At 71.2% G+C, this 17,246-nt stretch carries 18 protein-coding genes; 7 read left to right on the forward strand and 11 right to left on the reverse strand.

Annotation, left to right across the window (positions count from 1 at the left end; all coding sequences use genetic code 11):
- The first annotated feature begins 289 nt into the window (after positions 1 to 289).
- Positions 290 to 616: a WhiB family transcriptional regulator gene (locus ACZ518_RS04790; protein ID WP_030298281.1), complete on the forward strand. Its 327-nt coding sequence runs from the start codon at positions 290 to 292 to the stop codon at positions 614 to 616.
- Positions 617 to 754: 138 nt separating this feature from the next.
- Here ACZ518_RS04790 and ACZ518_RS04795 read toward each other — a convergent pair whose 3' ends face one another.
- Positions 755 to 1,672 carry a LysR family transcriptional regulator gene (locus ACZ518_RS04795; protein WP_469111575.1) on the reverse strand — a complete coding sequence of 306 codons (918 nt, stop codon included), beginning with the start codon at positions 1,670 to 1,672 and terminating at the stop codon, positions 755 to 757.
- A 186-nt stretch (positions 1,673 to 1,858) separates the two neighbouring features.
- Between ACZ518_RS04795 and ACZ518_RS04800 the strand changes: the two genes are divergently transcribed.
- Together ACZ518_RS04800 and ACZ518_RS04805 are read left to right on the forward strand one after the other, a co-directional pair.
- Entirely contained in the window at positions 1,859 to 2,632 is a 774-nt protein-coding gene (locus ACZ518_RS04800; RefSeq protein ID WP_469111576.1) for an SDR family NAD(P)-dependent oxidoreductase, read from the forward strand.
- A 73-nt stretch (positions 2,633 to 2,705) separates the two neighbouring features.
- Complete coding sequence (locus ACZ518_RS04805) at positions 2,706 to 3,398, forward strand: ester cyclase (RefSeq protein ID WP_469111577.1); 693 nt, start codon at positions 2,706 to 2,708, stop codon at positions 3,396 to 3,398.
- A gap of 93 nt (positions 3,399 to 3,491) precedes the next feature.
- Here the strand turns inward: ACZ518_RS04805 and groL are convergent, their stop codons facing one another.
- Together groL and groES are read right to left on the reverse strand one after the other, a co-directional pair.
- Entirely contained in the window at positions 3,492 to 5,120 is a 1,629-nt protein-coding gene (gene groL, locus ACZ518_RS04810; protein WP_469111578.1) for a chaperonin GroEL, read from the reverse strand.
- Between the two features lie 111 nt (positions 5,121 to 5,231).
- Positions 5,232 to 5,540 carry a co-chaperone GroES gene (gene groES, locus ACZ518_RS04815; protein WP_266934835.1) on the reverse strand — a complete coding sequence of 103 codons (309 nt, stop codon included), beginning with the start codon at positions 5,538 to 5,540 and terminating at the stop codon, positions 5,232 to 5,234.
- A gap of 698 nt (positions 5,541 to 6,238) precedes the next feature.
- On the opposite strand from groES, the gene ACZ518_RS04820 reads away from it, so the two are divergent.
- Positions 6,239 to 7,648, forward strand: a complete 1,410-nt coding sequence (locus tag ACZ518_RS04820; RefSeq protein ID WP_469111579.1) for an FtsW/RodA/SpoVE family cell cycle protein — start codon at positions 6,239 to 6,241, stop codon at positions 7,646 to 7,648.
- A gap of 529 nt (positions 7,649 to 8,177) precedes the next feature.
- On the opposite strand, the gene ACZ518_RS04825 is transcribed toward ACZ518_RS04820, so the two are convergent.
- Entirely contained in the window at positions 8,178 to 8,486 is a 309-nt protein-coding gene (locus tag ACZ518_RS04825) for a putative quinol monooxygenase (protein ID WP_469111580.1), read from the reverse strand.
- Between the two features lie 105 nt (positions 8,487 to 8,591).
- Here ACZ518_RS04825 and ACZ518_RS04830 point away from each other — a divergent pair, with 105 nt between their 5' ends.
- Positions 8,592 to 8,927 (forward strand): ArsR/SmtB family transcription factor, encoded by a 336-nt coding sequence (locus ACZ518_RS04830; RefSeq protein WP_469111581.1) that lies wholly within the window; start codon positions 8,592 to 8,594, stop codon positions 8,925 to 8,927.
- A 672-nt stretch (positions 8,928 to 9,599) separates the two neighbouring features.
- Entirely contained in the window at positions 9,600 to 10,496 is an 897-nt protein-coding gene (locus tag ACZ518_RS04835) for an RNA polymerase sigma-70 factor (protein ID WP_469111582.1), read from the forward strand.
- 53 nt (positions 10,497 to 10,549) lie between these two features.
- Here ACZ518_RS04835 and ACZ518_RS04840 read toward each other — a convergent pair whose 3' ends face one another.
- Together ACZ518_RS04840 and ACZ518_RS04845 are read right to left on the reverse strand one after the other, a co-directional pair.
- Positions 10,550 to 11,419: a polysaccharide deacetylase family protein gene (locus ACZ518_RS04840; protein ID WP_469111685.1), complete on the reverse strand. Its 870-nt coding sequence runs from the start codon at positions 11,417 to 11,419 to the stop codon at positions 10,550 to 10,552.
- A gap of 14 nt (positions 11,420 to 11,433) precedes the next feature.
- Positions 11,434 to 12,381 (reverse strand): polysaccharide deacetylase family protein, encoded by a 948-nt coding sequence (locus ACZ518_RS04845; protein ID WP_469111583.1) that lies wholly within the window; start codon positions 12,379 to 12,381, stop codon positions 11,434 to 11,436.
- Positions 12,382 to 12,471: 90 nt separating this feature from the next.
- Here ACZ518_RS04845 and ACZ518_RS04850 point away from each other — a divergent pair, with 90 nt between their 5' ends.
- The gene (locus tag ACZ518_RS04850) at positions 12,472 to 13,662 is read left to right on the forward strand and encodes a class I SAM-dependent methyltransferase (RefSeq protein WP_469111584.1); all 1,191 of its coding nucleotides are present in this window, start codon (positions 12,472 to 12,474) and stop codon (positions 13,660 to 13,662) included.
- A gap of 83 nt (positions 13,663 to 13,745) precedes the next feature.
- Here the strand turns inward: ACZ518_RS04850 and ACZ518_RS04855 are convergent, their stop codons facing one another.
- The 5 genes from ACZ518_RS04855 to tsaB form a co-directional block, all read right to left on the reverse strand.
- Entirely contained in the window at positions 13,746 to 14,426 is a 681-nt protein-coding gene (locus tag ACZ518_RS04855; protein ID WP_469111585.1) for a hypothetical protein, read from the reverse strand.
- Positions 14,427 to 14,496: 70 nt separating this feature from the next.
- On the reverse strand, positions 14,497 to 14,772 hold the full coding sequence (locus tag ACZ518_RS04860; RefSeq protein WP_469111586.1) for a hypothetical protein: 276 nt from the start codon (positions 14,770 to 14,772) through the stop codon (positions 14,497 to 14,499).
- On the reverse strand, positions 14,769 to 15,926 hold the full coding sequence (gene tsaD, locus ACZ518_RS04865; protein WP_469111587.1) for a tRNA (adenosine(37)-N6)-threonylcarbamoyltransferase complex transferase subunit TsaD: 1,158 nt from the start codon (positions 15,924 to 15,926) through the stop codon (positions 14,769 to 14,771). Before tsaD ends, ACZ518_RS04860 begins: the two co-directional genes overlap by 4 nt.
- On the reverse strand, positions 15,919 to 16,464 hold the full coding sequence (gene rimI, locus ACZ518_RS04870) for a ribosomal protein S18-alanine N-acetyltransferase (protein ID WP_469111588.1): 546 nt from the start codon (positions 16,462 to 16,464) through the stop codon (positions 15,919 to 15,921). Before rimI ends, tsaD begins: the two co-directional genes overlap by 8 nt.
- Positions 16,461 to 17,123 (reverse strand): tRNA (adenosine(37)-N6)-threonylcarbamoyltransferase complex dimerization subunit type 1 TsaB, encoded by a 663-nt coding sequence (tsaB, locus tag ACZ518_RS04875; RefSeq protein WP_469111589.1) that lies wholly within the window; start codon positions 17,121 to 17,123, stop codon positions 16,461 to 16,463. Before tsaB ends, rimI begins: the two co-directional genes overlap by 4 nt.
- Between the last annotated feature and the right edge of the window lie 123 nt (positions 17,124 to 17,246).

Consider the following 17,246-nt stretch of genomic DNA (forward strand, 5'->3'; position numbering starts at 1 on the left):
GTCCGGGAACCTCTCGTTTCAACCGCACTCGCTCTCTCAACGATGGTCACTCGAAAGAGTTACGGGTCGGACGAACACCTTCGGCACTCTACGTGAGGAAGCGATCACCGCGCCGGAGCCACGCGCCAACTGTCCTCCATCTGGAGCTATGCCCTATTTGGCGGCTTTCCTTCCGTTTGCCATGTGTCTGAGGCTAGGGTCCCAATGAGTCATATTTACATCTACTACGACAGTAGGTGTGGAGACATGGACCGTATCCGCGTAGTACCCGGCACCAAGAGGACTACCAATGGCAGATTTCTCCCGCCTCCCCGGACCGAACGCCGACCTCTGGGACTGGCAGCTGCTGGCCGCCTGCCGCGGGGTCGACAGCTCCCTCTTCTTCCACCCGGAAGGCGAGCGGGGCGCGGCCAGGAGTGCGCGCGAGGCCTCGGCTAAAGAGGTCTGCATGCGCTGCCCGGTGCGTTCGGAATGCGCCGCGCACGCACTCGCCGTCCGAGAGCCCTACGGGGTGTGGGGAGGGCTCACCGAGGACGAACGCGAGGAGCTGATGGGCCGCGCACGGCACCGGCTGATCCCCGCCTCCAGCACCATCGGCCCCGTCCCGCCGCACTGACGGCCGACCCGCCCGGAGCGCACGCCCACCCGAAAAGACATCCGAAGGAACGTTCCCTCAGATCCGCGCGCGCTCCCGGGCGTGGCGCCACGACTCGGGTCCGGGCCGTCACCCGTCCGGCCGTACGCCCCCGTACGGTCAGCGGGCGGCGGCCCGCACCAGCTCACCCAGGGTCGCCGCGACCGCCGGTACGCGCGCCAGGTCCGGCAGCGTCAGCGCCACGACCTCCCGCTCCACGGCAGGCTCCACGGCCAGGGTGCTCACGCCCTTCGCCCGTACGGACTCCACCGCCAGCTCCGGCAGCACCGCCACCCCCAGCCCCGCCCCGACCAGCCCGACCACGGCGGGGTAGTCGTCGGTGGCGAAGTCGATCCGCGGAGTGAAGCCCGCGCTCTCGCACACCTCCACCAGATGGCGGCGGCAGCGCGGACAGCCCGCGATCCACGGCTCGTCGGCCAGCTCGGCCATCCCCACCCGCTCCGCGCCGGCCAGCCGGTGGCCCTCGGGGACCAGCCCGACGAGCCGGTCGGTCAGCAGCGGGGTGACCACCAGGTCCTCCCACTCGGCCGCGCTCCCGGCCGCCCCCGCCGCTGGCCCGTCCGCGCCGTAGCGGAAGGCGAGCGCGACGTCGCAGTCGCCCTCGCGCAGCATCTCCACCGACCTCGGCGGCTCCGCCTCGACCAGGGAGATCCGCGTACCCGGGTGCTCGGCACGCATCGCCGCCAGCGCCGTGGGGACCAGCGTGGAGCTGCCGCTCGGGAAGGAGACCAGCCGGACCCGGCCCGCCCGCAGCCCGGCGATGGCCGCGACCTCCTCCTCGGCGGCCGTCAGCCCGGCCAGGATCCCGGCGGCGTGCCGCACCAGGGCCTCGCCGGCCTGGGTCAGCCTCATCTCGCGGCCGGCGCGCACCAGCAGCGGGGTCCCGGCCGACTGCTCCAGGGCCTTCATCTGCTGGGAGACGGCGGGCTGGGTGCAGCCGAGCTCGCGGGCGGCGGCGGAGAAGGAACCGGTCCCGGCGACAGCGCGCAGGATCCGGAGGTGGCGTGCCTCGATCACCCTTCGAGCATAAGACCGGCTTTGACCGCGACGCCAATCCCCCAGCCACCGCTTTGGGAAGCGCGCCCGCGCGACCCTGCGCGCGCGGGCGCGCCGCAGGGCGCGCCGCGGGGCCCGGCGAACACGGGATCGCACGCACGTACCCGCGGAGGCACGCGAGTCGCCACGGGCGGCTATTTTGCGCACATGACGACTGCGCTGATCACTGGATCCACGGCGGGCATCGGCGCCGCCTTCGCCCGGCGGCTCGCCTCCCAGGGCCACAACCTCGTACTGGTGGCCCGCGACACCGAGCGGCTCGCCGAACAGGCGACCGAGCTGCACGACCGGCACGGCATCGAGGCCGAGGTACTGGCCGCCGACCTCTCCACCGAGGAGGGCATCAAGGCGGTCGAGACCCGCCTCGGCGACCGTACGCACCCGGTGGACCTGCTCGTCAACAACGCGGGATTCGGCAACAAGGGCCGCTACCTGGAAGTCTCCATGGCCGACGAGCTGACCATGCTGAAGGTGCACATCGAGGCGGTGCTGCGGCTGACCTCGGCGGCGACGGAGTCGATGCGCTCGCGCGGCCGCGGCGGGGTCGTCAACGTGGCCTCGGTCGCCGCCTTCGTGCCGCGCGGCACCTACGGCGCCAGCAAGGCCTGGGTCGTGCAGTTCACCCAGGGCGCGGCGCGGGACCTCGCCGGGTCCGGGGTCCGCCTGATGGCCCTGTGCCCCGGCTTCGTGCGGACCGAGTTCCACGAGCGGGCCGGCATGGGCACGGACAACATCCCGGGCTGGCTGTGGCTCGACGCGGACAAGCTGGTGGCCGCGGCGCTGGCCGACCTGGCGCGCGGCAAGACCGTGTCGATCCCGGACCCGCGCTACAAGGCGCTGATGGGCGTGGTGAAGCTGACGCCGCGCGGGCTGCTCGGCGGGGTGTCCTCCCGTACGGGCCGCAAATACGGGCCCCAGTGACCCGCCGGTAGACCGGGCCGAACGGGTGAATTCTCCCTAAACTGGACATGTCCACCCAGCACGGGAGCCCACCATGACATTCGTACAACTGGTTGATTACAGGACCCACCAGCCCGAGGCGATGAACGACCTGCTGGACAAGTACGTCGCCCAGAGCCAGGGCAAGCGCACGGTCACCCACAGCATCGTGGCCAAGGACCGCGAACAGACGGACCACTACGTGAACTTCGTCGAGTTCCCTTCGTACGAGGAGGCCATGAAGAACTCCGACCTCCCCGAGACGGACCGGATGTTCCACGAGATGATGGCCTTGTGCGACGGCATGCCGACGTTCACCAACCTCGACACGGTCCGCGACGAGCACCTCAACACCCTGCTGGTGAACCGGATGTACGACGACATCGCGATGAAGGGCGACATGTCCGTCATCGAGGAGATCTTCGCCCCGGACTACCACGACCACGACATCTCCAACCCCGAGGACAAGCACGGCTACGCCGCGATCCGCGATGACACCGAGATGTGGCGCGCCGCCTTCGACTTCACCTTCACCCGTGACGTCCAGATGGCGCAGGACGACTACGTCACCACGCTGTGGACCTGGACCGGCACGCACAAGGGCGAGTTCATGGGCGTCGCCCCCACCGGCAAGTCCTGCACGATGACCGGCACCACGGTCTTCCGATGTCAGGACGGCCTGATCAAGGAAGGCTGGTGGCACTACGACGCCATCGCCGTGATGCGGCAGCTGGGCGTCATGGAGTGACGGCCGCTCAGGCGGCCCCGGCAGACGGGAAGGCCCCCGTCCCACCGTGTGAACGGCGGGGCGGGGGCCTTCTCGTCGAAGCGCGCGGACGCGTCAGTGGCTGTGGCCGTGACCGTGGCCGTGACCGGCGTCGGCCTCTTCCTCGGCCGGCTTCTCGACGACCAGGGTCTCGGTCGTGAGCAGCAGGGAGGCGATGGAGGCGGCGTTCTCCAGGGCGGAGCGGGTGACCTTGACCGGGTCGATGACGCCGGCCTTGACCAGGTCGCCGTACTCGCCGGTGGCGGCGTTGAAGCCCTGGCCCTTGTCGAGCTCGGAGACCTTCGAGGTGATGACGTAGCCCTCGAGGCCGGCGTTCTCGGCGATCCAGCGCAGCGGCTCGACGGCGGCGCGGCGGACCACGGAGACGCCGGTGCCCTCGTCGCCGGTCAGGCCGAGGTTGCCCTCCAGGACCTTGACGGCGTGGACGAGCGCGGAGCCACCGCCGGAGACGATGCCCTCCTCGACCGCGGCGCGGGTGGCGGAGATGGCGTCCTCAAGGCGGTGCTTCTTCTCCTTGAGCTCCACCTCGGTGGCGGCGCCGACCTTGATGACGCAGACGCCGCCGGCGAGCTTCGCCAGGCGCTCCTGCAGCTTCTCGCGGTCCCAGTCGGAGTCCGTGGACTCGATCTCGGCCTTGATCTGGTTGACGCGACCGGCGACTTCCTCGTGGCTGCCGCCACCGTCGACGATGGTCGTGTCGTCCTTGGAGATGGTCACGCGGCGCGCGGAACCGAGGACGTCCAGACCGGCCTGGTCGAGCTTGAGGCCGACCTCCTCGGCGATGACGGTGGCACCGGTGAGGGTGGCCATGTCCTGGAGCATCGCCTTGCGACGGTCACCGAAGCCGGGGGCCTTGACGGCGACCGCGTTGAAGGTGCCGCGGATCTTGTTGACGACGAGGGTGGAGAGGGCCTCGCCCTCGACGTCCTCGGCGATGATCAGCAGCGGCTTGGAGCCACCCGCCTGGATGACCTTCTCCAGCAGCGGCAGGAGGTCCTGGATGGAGGAGATCTTGCCCTGGTTGATCAGGATGTACGGGTCGTCGAGGACGGCCTCCATACGCTCCTGGTCGGTGACCATGTAGGGGGACAGGTAGCCCTTGTCGAAGGCCATGCCCTCGGTGAACTCGAGCTCCAGGCCGAAGGCGTTGGACTCCTCGACGGTGATGACACCGTCCTTGCCGACCTTGTCCATCGCCTCGGCGATGAGCTCGCCGACCTGCGAGTCCTGCGCGGAGAGCGCGGCCACGGCGGCGATGTCGGACTTGTCCTCGATCGGGCGGGCGGTCGCGAGGAGCTCCTCGGACACAGCCTTGACCGCGGCGTCGATGCCCTTCTTCAGGGCGGCCGGGGAGGCGCCGGCGGCGACGTTGCGCAGACCCTCGCGGACGAGCGCCTGGGCCAGCACGGTGGCGGTGGTGGTGCCGTCACCCGCGATGTCGTTGGTCTTGGTCGCCACCTCCTTCACGAGCTGCGCGCCCAGGTTCTCGTACGGGTCGTCCAGCTCGACCTCGCGGGCGATGGTGACGCCGTCGTTGGTGATGGTGGGGGCGCCGAACTTCTTGTCGATGACGACGTTGCGGCCCTTGGGGCCGATCGTCACCTTGACCGTGTCGGCAAGCTTGTTGACGCCGCGCTCGAGGGCGCGACGGGCGTCCTCGTCGAACTTCAGGATCTTCGCCATGGGAGCGGTTCAGCCCTCTCGAAAACTCGGGTTTAACGAACCGCGCCCCTCGCCGCCCGGCAATCAGCGGGGTGACCAGGGGCGCAGCTCAAGCAAACTTCTTGAAGCGAATTACTTCTCGACGATCGCGAGCACGTCGCGGGCCGAGAGGACGAGGTACTCCTCGCCGCTGTACTTCACTTCGGTGCCGCCGTACTTGCTGTACAGCACGACGTCGCCGACGCTGACGTCCAGCGGGAGACGCTGGCCGTCCTCGAAGCGGCCCGGGCCGACCGCGAGGACGACGCCCTCCTGGGGCTTCTCCTTCGCGGTGTCCGGGATGACCAGGCCGGAGGCCGTGGTCTGCTCGGCGTCGAGCGGCTGGACCACGATGCGGTCCTCAAGCGGCTTGATGGCAACCTTGGAGCTGGCGGTCGTCACGATCCGACCTCCCCCTTCGGAGATCCGGGGTTAACTGTCTGAGGTGGCGACCAGGTCGATCCGTCGTCGCGGGTGCCGGACCTGCCTGTCGCTGTGTTGGCACTCACCGGGGGCGAGTGCCAGGTGTGACACTATTCCGGCGATTAGCACTCGGTCAAGCGGAGTGCCAACACGGTCCGCTGGTTCCACGCATTCCGGCCGCCGAACCCCCCGTTCGGCTGAACCCCGACCCGACGGGGAGCCCCCCGCCGAGCGCCGGGGCCGGAGGAGCCTCTGCCCGGTATGTGAGGCTTGGTACGCGCGCATCCTCGTGGTCGAAGAGGAAGAGAACCTGGCCGAATCCCTCCGCCAGGGCCTGCTCGACCTGATGCCCCCGGCCCATCCCGACCGGCCGGGCCGGCGAGCACGACGAGGCCGAGGGGCTCGACGCCGGCGCCGACGACTACCCCACCAAGCCCTTCTGAGGGCTTCGGAAGGAACCATGGGGAGGACATCAACGTCGTAGATGATATGAAGATAAAGCGCCTCATTGCCGAGCAGATCGGTCCCCGGTCGACCACTGCGACGACCCCGGGTGCACCGGACGCCGCGCCGACCTCTTCTTCCTCCCCTTCCCCTGCTTCCCCCGTGTCGCCCCCGTCATCCGCCCCGCCCCCGCCGCAGCCCGAGACGGGCGCCATCGACGGCGGCGGTATCCCGTGCGTGGACTGAGGCCCCGGACGGTGGCGGGCGCCCGCCGCCGCACCGAAGCGCTCCTGCTGCTCCTGGTCATCGGCATCGCCGTCTTCGGCCACGTCAGCGCCGGGCTCGCCATGAACGGCGAGCTGCCGCAGCACCTCACCAGCTTCGTCATCAGCATGACGCTGCTGTCACTGGTGGGACACCTGGGCATCCGCCGGTTCGCGGCGTACGCGGACCCGCTGATCTTCCCGCTCGCGATGCTGCTGACCGGGCTGGGGCTGGTGCTCATCCACCGGCTCGACCAGGGCTACATCGAGCGGTGGAACTCCGTGGCCAACGCGCCCGACCAGCTGATGTGGACGGTGGTCGGGGTCGCCGCCTGCATCCTGGTGGTGGCACTGCTGCGCGACCACCGGCTGCTCCAGCGCTTCATCTACATCACGATGGCCGTCGCGCTGGTGCTGCTGATCGCGCCGGCGTTCTTCGGTGCGGACACGTACGGCGCCAAGCGCTGGATCATCCTCTTCGGCTTCTCGCTCCAGCCCGGCGAGTTCGTGAAGATCATGATCGCGATCTTCTTCGCGGGGTACCTGGTCATCCACCGCGACTCCCTGGCCCTGACCGGCCGCAAGTTCCTGGGTCTGCGACTGCCGCCGATGCGCCAGCTCGGGCCGATCATCACCGTGTGGATCCTGTCGCTGCTCGTCCTCGTCTTCGAGCGCGACCTCGGCACCTCGCTGATCTTCTTCGGCGTCTTCGTCGTGATGCTGTACGTGGCCACCGAGCGCACCAGCTGGATCGTGTGCGGCCTGCTGATGGCGGCCGTGGGCGCCTTCGTCGTGGGCTCGACGGAACCCCACGTCAAGGCACGCGTCGCCGCCTGGCTGAACCCCCTGGCGATCTACTCCCCGAACCCTCCGCAGGGCCTGAACTCGGAGCAGTCCGCCCAGGCCCTGTTCAGCTTCGGCACGGGCGGCGTCTCGGGCACCGGCCTGGGGATGGGGCACCCGGAGCTGATCAAGTTCGCGGGGCGCAGCGACTTCATCCTGACGACGGTGGGCGAGGAGCTCGGCCTGGCCGGGGTCATGGCCGTACTGATCATCTACGCCCTGCTCGTACAGCGGGGCCTGCGCATGGCGCTGGCCGCGCGGGACCCGTTCGGCAAGCTGCTGGCCGTGGGCCTGGCGGCGGCACTGGCACTCCAGGTCTTCGTGGTCGCCGGCGGCGTGACGGGCCTGATCCCCCTGACCGGCAAGGCCCTCCCCTTCCTGGCGAAGGGCGGCTCGTCACTGCTGGCCAACTGGATCATGATCGCCCTGCTCCTCCGCATCAGCGACAGCGCGGAACGCCAACGCGAAGCCGACGCGATGGGCCCGGCGGAAACGACGATCACCCCGGTGGTGGCGGCGGGGGCGGGGGTGCGCTGAGGGGCGGGGTTTCGGCGGGGCGGTCTCGCAGCTGGCTTGGGGGTTTCCCGTCAGTCCCATCGTCCTTCCGGTTCGGGCCGGTCCCTCAAGGGCGCTCCCTTCGGTCGCGTCACTTCGTGATCGCCTTCGGCGACCCTTGACCGACCGACCCGCCCCGGAAAGCCGAAAGACTGACGGGAAGCCCCCAAAAGAACGGTCACGGGGCAGGAGGAGAGGGGCGGGTCCGTCAGCGATGAGGCGAGGGGCCGGGCCTCGGCCCGCCGGGCATCCGAGCCCCTGGATGCCGGATTCCGGGGCGAGGTGCGGCTATGCGCACGAGAGGTTGATCAGAGCGACCTGCGACGCCCCCGAGCGCCCCAGATCGCTACGCGCTTCTCATTTATCGGCGTCCGTCGACCGTCCGGGGCTGATACCCGCGCCAGAGGACGAACAGAGCAGCCCAGGGATCGGATGGGCGCCTGAGATCGCTACGCGCTCCCCTGATCTCGGCGGCCGGCGGCCGTCCGGGGCTGATGGGCACAGCAGACGGCTAGTGGCCGTGAGGGCTGCGCATGTCCACGAAGCGGATCTCCAAATCGGTGGCCAGGTAGTCCATCCGACGCTCCCAGAAGTCCTGCAGGTGCGGAAGCGCCAGGTGGGCGTCCAGGTCGGCCTGGCTGCGCCACACCTCGTAGAACACGAAGACGCCGGGCTCCTCGCGGTCCTCGTGGAAGTGGTACTCCAGGCAGCCGGGTTCCTGCCGGGTGGGCTCGACGAAGGAGAGCAGGAGCTCCCTGAGCTCTTGTGCACGTTCGGGCTTGGGGCGGGCGACGCCAATGAGTGTGACGAGCTGGTCCATCAGGTTTCTCCCCCACAGATAGGTACGACTGTCTTCGTACCTATCGGACGCTAGCAGTCGGCGGAGGTAAGATCCAATCCATACCTACGGGAGGAGGTCGCCGCCATGCCCGACGACGAGGGTCACCCGACCGTCGAGGAGATCGAGCTCGGCAGAGTGCTGTCCGCACTCGCCGACCCCCTGCGCCGCCGCGTGGTGCGCGAGCTGGCAGTCGCCCCCGAGGGCACGGCGCGCACCTGCGCCTCCTTCTCGCTGCCGGTCTCGAAGGCGACGGTCACCCACCACTTCCGCACCCTGAGGGAGGCCGGCCTGATCCGCCAGGTCGACCGGGGCAATAGCCGGATGGCGGGCCTGCGTCGAGCCGACATCGAGGCCCGCTTCCCCGGACTCCTCGCCATCCTGACGGCCGAGCCGGCCGGCGATGACCGGGTAGCGGTCTGACGCATCCACTTCCGTCCGCCCCCTGACGGGGCCATCAGCCCCGGACGGCCGCCGGCCGCCGAGATCAGGGGAGCGCGTAGCGATCCGACGCGCCCATGCGTCACCCGCGCTGCTCTGTTCGTCCTCTGGTGCGGGTATCAGCCCCGGACGGTCGTCGGACGCCGAGACGGCAGGAGCGCGTAGCGATCTGGGGCGCTCGGGTGCTCCGGAGGTCGCTCTGATCAACCTCTCGTGCGCATTGCCGCACCTCGCCCCGGAATCCGGCATCCAGGGGCCCGGATGCCCGGCGGGCCAGCACCCGCCCCCTCGCCTCATCGCTGACGGACCCGCCCCTCCCCTCCTGCCCCGTGACCGTTCCTTTGGGGGCTTCCCGTCAGTCTTTCGGCTTTCCGGGGCGGGTCGGTCGGTCAAGGGTCGCCGAAGGCGATCACGAAGTGACGCGACCGAAGGGAGCGCCCTTGAGGGACCGGCACGACACGGAAGGACGATGGGACTGACGGGAAACCCCCAAACCAACCCTGAGACCGCTCAAGGGGCTACCGCTCCCCCTCCCCCGCACCACCCTCATGTGACGCGCGCCACAAGGTGTGCGGTGCGGTGGCTGTCACAAAGCAGTGGGGTACGGCGTCGTATGGCCGACACGGTCACGATGAACGAACAGGAGACCCGCACATGAGCGAGGACGGCCGTCCCGACCCTGCCACCGAGGCGTTCGTCAGGCACCGCAAGCTGCTGTTCACCGGTGCCTACGAGATGCTCGGCTCGGCCGCGGACGCGGAGGACGTCCTCCAGGAGACCTGGCTGCGCTGGTCGGGGGTCGACCTCGGGACGGTGCGGGAGCCGCGCGCGTACCTGGTCCGGATCGCGACCCGGCAGGCGGTCGAACGGCTGCGCGCACTGAACCGGCGCAAGGAGCAATACGTGGGCCCCTGGCTGCCCGAACCGTTGCTCACCGCGCCGGACGTGGCCGAGGACGCCGAGCTCGCCGACAGCGTCTCGATGGCGATGATGCTGGTCCTGGAGACGCTGGCGCCGACCGAGCGGGCGGTGTTCGTCCTGCGTGAGGTGATCGGCCTGGGGTACGAGGAGATCGCGGAGGCCGTGGAGAAGAGTCCGGCGGCGGTCCGCCAGATCGCCCACCGGGCGCGCTCGCACGTGGCCGCGCGCCGGCCGCGCGGTGTCGTCTCCGCGACCGAGACCCGGGCCGCCCTCGGCGCCTTCCGGCGGGCGCTGGAGACGGGTGACCTCCGGGGTCTGCTCGACCTCCTCGCGCCGGACGTCGTCGCCCTGAGCGACGGCGGCGGCATCAAGCAGGCCGTGCCGCGGCCGGTCGTGGGCGCGGAGAAGGTGGCCCGGCTGCTGGCCGCCGGCGTCGCCGCCCTCGGCCCGCTGATGACGGCGGAGCCGACCCGGGTCAACGGGCACCCGGCGCTGCTGATGCGGATCGACGGCGAGGTCGAGATGGTCGTGGCGATGCGGATCGACGACGGTCTCGTCACCGGCCTCTACTCCGTCCGCAACCCGCAGAAGCTGACGCGCATGGAGCACGAGACCCCCCTGGGCCGCTGACCGGGCCACTGACCGGGCCGCTGACCGGGGCCACTGACCGGGCCGGGCGCCGGCTAGAGGTAGTCCTCCAGGCGGCCGATCTTGTAGCCCTGGTCCTGTATCCGCTGGAGCATCCGGGTCGTCATCTGGGTCTCCGTCGCGCCCTTGAGCTCCGACGGGCCGCGGAAGTGGGCCAGGATGATGTCACCCGGCTTGAGGGCGGAGCCCTCCGCGTACTGGAAGTCGTTGATCTGCATCGACGCCCGCCACAGGACCACCGTCTGGGCCCCGCACTCGGCGGCGGCCTTGAGGGTGTCGTCGTTGTAGTTCCCGAACGGCGGGCGGAAGAGCGGGGGGCGCTTGCCGAAGCGCTTCTCCAGGTGGTCCTGCTGCCCGCATATCTCCTTCTTCTGCGCCGCGAAGGGCAGGGTGCGGAGGTTCGGGTGCGTCAGGGTGTGGTTGTTTATCGTGCTGCCGGAGCCGTTGTCGCGGAGCTTCTCGAAGTGGCCGTAGTCCGAGGAAGCCACGTTGTCCGTCAGGAACATGCTGATCGGCAGCTTGAGGTCGGCCGCCATCTTCAGGAACTCGGGGTCCTTCTCCGCACCGTCGTCGAAGGTCAGGAAGACGACCTTCTCCGTCGGCGCGACGGGTATTCGGTCCAGCACGGCCGCCTTGCCCGGGGAGCCCTTGGGGAGTTGGGGCTTCTGGGCCGGCTTGGGGGCGTACTGGACGGGGGCCTTCAGGCCCCACTTCCGGTACGCCTCGTCCCCCGCCGTACCGGCCTGCGCGGAGCTCGCCGCGGGGGCCGGCGCGGACGGGGAGGTCGACGGGGACGCGCTGTCCGGCGCGGTGTTGCGGCCCAGCCGTTCGATGGGATCCACGCTGTTCCCGCATCCCGTCAGGGACAGCGCGAGCGCGCCGGCCGTCAGCGTCCCGGCTACCAACCGGCGCGCGTACCTCACAAGTAGTCCTCCAGGCGGGCCACGGCATATCCCTTGTCCGTGACGGTCTTCATGACATGACGGATCATGTCAGGCATCGTGCCTTTCCAGTCCTCCCGGCCCCGGAAGTGCGTGAGGATGATGTCACCGGGATGGAGGTCGCGGTCCCATTCGCGGTAGTCCATCCGGTTCACGAACGCCTCGGCGTTCCACAGCGGAACCGCCTTGATGCCGCAGGACTTGGCGGCCTTCAGCGTGTCCTGGTTGTAGTTGCCGTACGGCGGGCGGAACAGCGAGGGCCGCTTGCCGAACTGCTTCTGGATGGTGTCCTGCTGGCCGCAGATCTCCTCGCGCTGCTGCTCGTACGAGAGGCCGGGCATGTAGCGGTGGTTGAGGGTGTGGTTGTTCAGGGTGACGCCCGCCGCCTGCATCTCCTTGAAGTAGGGGTAGTTGTCGCGCACGAGGTAGTCGCTGAGGAACGCCGTGTAGGGGATCTTCAGCTCGCTCATCATCCTGATGAACTCGGGGTCCTTCTCGGCCCCGTCGTCCACGGTCAGGAAGACGACCTTGTCCTCGGTCGGGATGGTGGTGAAGACCGGGGGCAGTTCGTCCTGGTCCTCGACCTCGAAGCCCTCGCGCGTGGTGATCTCGGGCTTCGTCTTCGGCGCGGCCGGGGCCAGGAGCGGAGTCTTGGTCAGCCGCCACTTCTTCGCGGCGGCGATCCGGGCCTGCTGGGCGGCCTTGAGCTTCTCGGCGGAGTTGGCGAGCGCACCGGCCGCGCCGCCCGCCTCCGCACCCTGGCCGGGCTTGCCCTTGGCCGGCTTCTCGGGCTCCGTGGCGCCGCACCCCGTGCCCAGGGCGGCGACCAGCAGCGCGGCCAGGGCCACCCCGTACCGACCGCGCGGGTGGCCCGCGGGTCGGTGACCAAACTGCGAATTATTTCCCTTTTGTCGTACAAGCTGCATAGCAGCGGATCTTTCCACCGTACGACTCCACGCCCCGGGCGACACCACGGCCGGACGCCCGCCTTCCACCGGCTGGCCCACAATGAACCGGTGACCCCCGAAGACTTCGCCGCGCTCCTCACCCCCGAGGGCCGCGCCCTCCTCGACTCCCTCCGCGACTACGACCCCGCCCAGGAGCTGGCCGTGGCCACCCGGCTGCGCCGCGAGCACCCCGCCGGGCTGGTGTCGGCCGCGCTGGGCCAGGCCCGGCTGAGGCAGCGGGCGGTGGCGAAGTTCGGGGCCGAGGACGCCTTCCGGATGTACTTCACGCCCGGCGGCGGGGAGATGGCCACCCGCGCGTCGGTGGCCGCGTACCGGGCGGAGCGGCTCGACGGGCTGGGCGTACGGAGCGTCGCGGACCTGTGCTGCGGGATCGGCGGGGACGCGCTGGCGCTCGCGCGGCGCGGGATCCGGGTGCTGGCGGTGGACCTCGACCCGCTCACGGTGGCCGTCGCGCGGGCCAACGCCGACGCGCTGGGGCTGGCGGACCTGATCGAGGTCCGGGAGGCGGACGTGACGGCGGTCGACGTGTCCGCGTACGACGCCGTCTTCATCGACCCCGCGCGGCGGGGCGGGCGCGGGCGGATCTTCGACCCCGAGTCGTACTCGCCGCCGCTGTCGTGGGCGGTCGACGCGGCGCGGGCGGCGAAGTTCGCCGCCATCAAGATCGCGCCCGGCATCCCGCACGAGGCGGTGCCGGCGGAGTCCGAGGCCGAGTGGATCTCCGACCACGGGGACGTGAAGGAGGCCGTGCTGTGGTTCGGCACCGCCCCCGGCACGGTACGGGCCACCCTGCTGCCGGGACCGGTCGGGCTGGAGACCGCCGAACCGCTGCCGGACCCGGAGGCGGGACCGGTCGGGCGCTGGCTGTACGAGCCCGACGGGGCGGTGATCCGGGCGCACCTCGTCGCGGAGGTGGCCGTGCGGCTGGACGGGCGGCTCATCGACCCGACCATCGCGTACATCACGGCCGACGAGCTGCGGGAGACGCCGTACGCGACGGCGTACGAGATCACGGACGTGCTGCCGTTCGGGCTGAAGAAGCTGAAGGCGCTGCTGCGGGAGCGGGGGGTCGGGATCCTGACGGTGAAGAAGCGGGGGTCCGCGATCGAGCCGGAGGAGCTCCGCAAGAGGGTCAAGCCGCAGGGGCCGAACTCCGCGACGGTCTTCCTGACGCGGGTGGCGGGGGCGCCGGCGATGCTGATCGGGCATCCCGCCGCCTCTGCCTCCGGCCGGGGTTGACGGGGGGCGTGCCGCGCCGCCGCGCGAGCGGCCCCGGGCTTCGCCCGGGCTGTCTGGGGGCTCCGCCCCCAGGCCCCCGCGCCTCAAACGCCGGCGGGGCTGGAGTTGGCCAGCCGGCGCCGGAGCGCCCGGCGGGGTGAGGGCCCCAAACGCCGGCGGGGCTGGATTTCGTGGGTCCAGCGGTAGTACGCCGCGGCTTTGGCCAGGCCCAGGAGGGCGGTGATCCAGAGGATCATGCCGAATCCCGTGTAGTACGCGACCTCCCCGTACGTGTCCGTGCCCGGCCGGGCTCCGGACGCCGAGGCGAACGCCAGCCAGAGGCCGAAGCCGCCCAGGGTCAGGGAAGCCGTCAGCCACACCGCGCTGCGGGCCGGGGCGCGCAGGCGGGCGTCGGCCTCGGGGTCGCGGCCCGCCAGGAACCAGGCGCACAGCAGCTGCCGTACCCGCCGCTCCTGCCGGACGCCCCGCGCGAAGCAGAGCCCGGCGTACAGCAGGACCGCCACCCCCGCCGCGGAGCAGGCGACGCCGCCGAGCCCGCCGCCCGCGGCGAAGGCCGTCACGGCCAGACCGACCAGGGTCCAGCCCAGCGCGAAGGCCGCCGCGACGCACCAGAGCGACAGCAGCCGCCCCAGGCCCAGGCTGCGCCGGCTCAGGTCCGCGAGGAAACGCGCGCGGTCGGCCCGTACGACGCCCTCGTCCAGCCACTCGCGCAGGTGCGCGGGCGGCGGCGGGGGCGGTAGCTCACGGGCGGCGAGTCTCGGCATGGGCATGACCCTAGCCGCGGCCCTTCGAGCTTCGCCGCAGCACTCCTCGACCGCCGCCCCGACCAGGGCCTCAGCCGGCGCCCGTTACCTCCACCGACTCGAACCGCCAGCGGTGCACCGCCCGGGTGATCAGGTCCGCGGCCGGCTCGGGCAGCTCGGGCAGCTCCGTCGCCACGCCCTCGGGGGCCTCCCACCAGGTGATCACGAGCACCCGGTCCTGCGGGGCGCGCAGCACCTCGCGGCGCACCGGCTCCCGGGCCAGTACCTGCGCCCGGGCCCACTCCATGAGTTCGTTGCCCCGGCCCTCGACGGCCCGGGCCTCCCACATCAGCGCGACGGTGCTCACGAGTAGAGGTTGTCCTTGCTGAGCTCGTGCACGTGGTCGTGCGAGTGCGAGTGCCCGTGAGCGTGACCGTGGTCGTGGTCGTGGTCGTGGTCATGGCCGTGCTCGTGCGACGTGCCCGGGACGTGCGGGTCCGTCACCGGCAGCGAGGAGTCGGCCGACAGGCCCCAGTCGGAGGCCGGTCGGTTGCGCTTGACCATCTCCGCGCCCAGCGCCGCCACCATCGCGCCGTTGTCGGTGCACAGCTTCGGCCGCGGCACCCGCAGGATGATCCCCGCGTCATCGCAGCGCTCCTGCGCGAGCGAGCGCAGCCGGGAGTTGGCCGCCACGCCGCCGCCGATCATCAGGTGGTCCACGCCCTCGTCCTTGCAGGCGCGGATGGCCTTGCGCGTCAGCACGTCCACCACGGCCTCCTGGAAGGACGCCGCCACGTCGCGCACCGGCACCTCCTCGCCCGCGTTGCGCTTGGCCTCGATCCAGCGGGCGACCGCCGTCTTCAGGCCGGAGAAGGAGAAGTCGTACGCCGCGTCGCGCGGGCCCGTCAGGCCGCGCGGGAAGTTGATCGCCTTGGGGTCGCCCTCCTTCGCCAGCCGGTCGATGACCGGACCGCCGGGGAAGCCGAGCTGCAGCACGCGCGCGATCTTGTCGAAGGCCTCGCCCGCCGCGTCGTCGATGGTCGCGCCCAGCGGCCGTACGTCACTGGTGATGTCCGGGGCGAGCAGCAGCGAGGAGTGCCCTCCGGAGACCAGCAGCGCCATGGTGGGCTCGGGCAGCGGCCCGTGCTCCAGCTGGTCGACGCAGATGTGGGAGGCCAGGTGGTTCACCCCGTACAGCGGCTTGCCCAGCGCGTACGCGTACGCCTTCGCCGCCGAGACGCCCACCAGCAGCGCCCCCGCGAGGCCGGGGCCGGCCGTGACCGCGATGCCGTCGAGGTCCCGGGCGCTGACCCCGGCTTCCTTCAGGGCGCGCTCGATGGTGGGGACCATCGCCTCCAGGTGCGCGCGGGAGGCCACTTCGGGCACGACCCCGCCGAAGCGGGCGTGCTCGTCGACGCTCGACGCGATCGCGTCGGCCAGCAGGGTGGTGCCGCGGACGACGCCGACGCCGGTCTCGTCGCAGGAGGTCTCGATGCCGAGGACGAGCGGTTCGTCAGCCATTGCTCTCACTGCTCTCAGGGTTTTCGGTTCTGGTCTGTGCCGGGTCGGTCAGGCGCATCACGAGCGCGTCGACGTTCCCGGGCTGGTAGTAGCCGCGCCGGAAGCCGATCGGCTCGAAGCCGAACCGCTCGTAGAGCCGCTGGGCGCGGGTGTTGTCCACCCGTACCTCCAGCAGCACCTCGGCGCACTCGAAGGCGGTGGCGGCGCGCAGGAGCTCGGTGAGGAGCCGGGCGCCGAGGCCCGTACCCCACTGGTCCTTGGCGGCCGCGATGGTCTGTACGTCGCCCAGGCCGCCGGCGGCTGCCAGTCCGGCGTAGCCGACGATGCGGCCGGTCCGGCCCGCGGCGGAGCCGCTGTCGGGAGGCAGCTCGGCGACGACGTAGCGGCGGGTGGCCTGCGGGCCGCGCGCGTGGGCGAGTTCGGACCAGAACATCCCGGCCGACCAGGCGTCGTCGGGGAACAGCTCGTGTTCGAGCTCCAGCACCGGCTCGATGTCCCACCAGCGCATCTCGCGGAGCACTGCGGTCGGGGCCGTCACTGCGGGGTGACCACCTTGTAGTTCTTGGGCACCTGCGCGTCGGGGCGGCGCAGGTAGAGCGGCGTCGGGGGCAGGAAGCCCTCCCCCGCCGCGAGGCGTTCGGCGGCCAGGGCGGCGAGCGCCGCGGCCGACTGGTGCACGGGGCCGCGCGCGTCGGGGAAGACCTCCGGGTACAGGGCGGCGCCCTGGCCGACGGCCGGGAGGCCGGCGACCTGCTCGGCGATGTCGGCCGGGCGGTCGACCGCGGGCTCGCCGACGCGGGTGCGCGGGTCCTCGTAGCGCGCCCAGTAGACCTCCTTGCGCCGCGCGTCGGTGGCGACGGTGAAGGGGCCCTCGATCCCGGCGGCGCCGGCGGCGTACGCGAGGCCGTCGAGGGTGCACAGGCCGTGCACCGGGACGCCGAGGACGGCGGCGAAGGTGGAGGCGGTGACGAGGCCGACGCGGAGCCCGGTGTAGGGGCCGGGGCCGACGCCGACGACGAGGCCGGTGACGGCTTCGAGCTTGACCCCGGCCTCGGCGAGGACCTGGTCCACGGAGGGCAGCAGGAGCTCCCCGTGGCGGCGGGCGTCGACCTGGTTCGACTCTGCGAGGACGGATTCCCCGTCGTGCAGGGCGACGGTGACGGCGGGCGTGGCGGTATCTACGGCGAGCAAGAGCACGCGAACAGCCTACGACTCCCCGGCCCCAGGGCCTTGCGGCCGGTCGGTACGGGGCCCGGCTGCTACCTTTCGACCGGGTACACACGCGGGTCGCCGGAGAGTTCGACGGCCCGAGGCGCGGAG

It is taken from the genome of Streptomyces sp. NPDC033966, from assembly GCF_055575955.1.

Coding starts and splice junctions, on each gene's coding strand:
- ACZ518_RS04790 (WP_030298281.1), top strand. CDS start 290: ATGGCAGATTTCTCCCGCCTCCCCGGACCGAACGCCGACCTCTGGGAC.
- ACZ518_RS04800 (WP_469111576.1), top strand. CDS start 1,859: ATGACGACTGCGCTGATCACTGGATCCACGGCGGGCATCGGCGCCGCC.
- ACZ518_RS04805 (WP_469111577.1), top strand. CDS start 2,706: ATGACATTCGTACAACTGGTTGATTACAGGACCCACCAGCCCGAGGCG.
- groL (WP_469111578.1), bottom strand. CDS start 5,120: ATGGCGAAGATCCTGAAGTTCGACGAGGACGCCCGTCGCGCCCTCGAG.
- ACZ518_RS04825 (WP_469111580.1), bottom strand. CDS start 8,486: ATGGACCAGCTCGTCACACTCATTGGCGTCGCCCGCCCCAAGCCCGAA.
- ACZ518_RS04830 (WP_469111581.1), top strand. CDS start 8,592: ATGCCCGACGACGAGGGTCACCCGACCGTCGAGGAGATCGAGCTCGGC.
- ACZ518_RS04835 (WP_469111582.1), top strand. CDS start 9,600: ATGAGCGAGGACGGCCGTCCCGACCCTGCCACCGAGGCGTTCGTCAGG.
- ACZ518_RS04845 (WP_469111583.1), bottom strand. CDS start 12,381: ATGCAGCTTGTACGACAAAAGGGAAATAATTCGCAGTTTGGTCACCGA.
- ACZ518_RS04855 (WP_469111585.1), bottom strand. CDS start 14,426: ATGCCGAGACTCGCCGCCCGTGAGCTACCGCCCCCGCCGCCGCCCGCG.
- tsaD (WP_469111587.1), bottom strand. CDS start 15,926: ATGGCTGACGAACCGCTCGTCCTCGGCATCGAGACCTCCTGCGACGAG.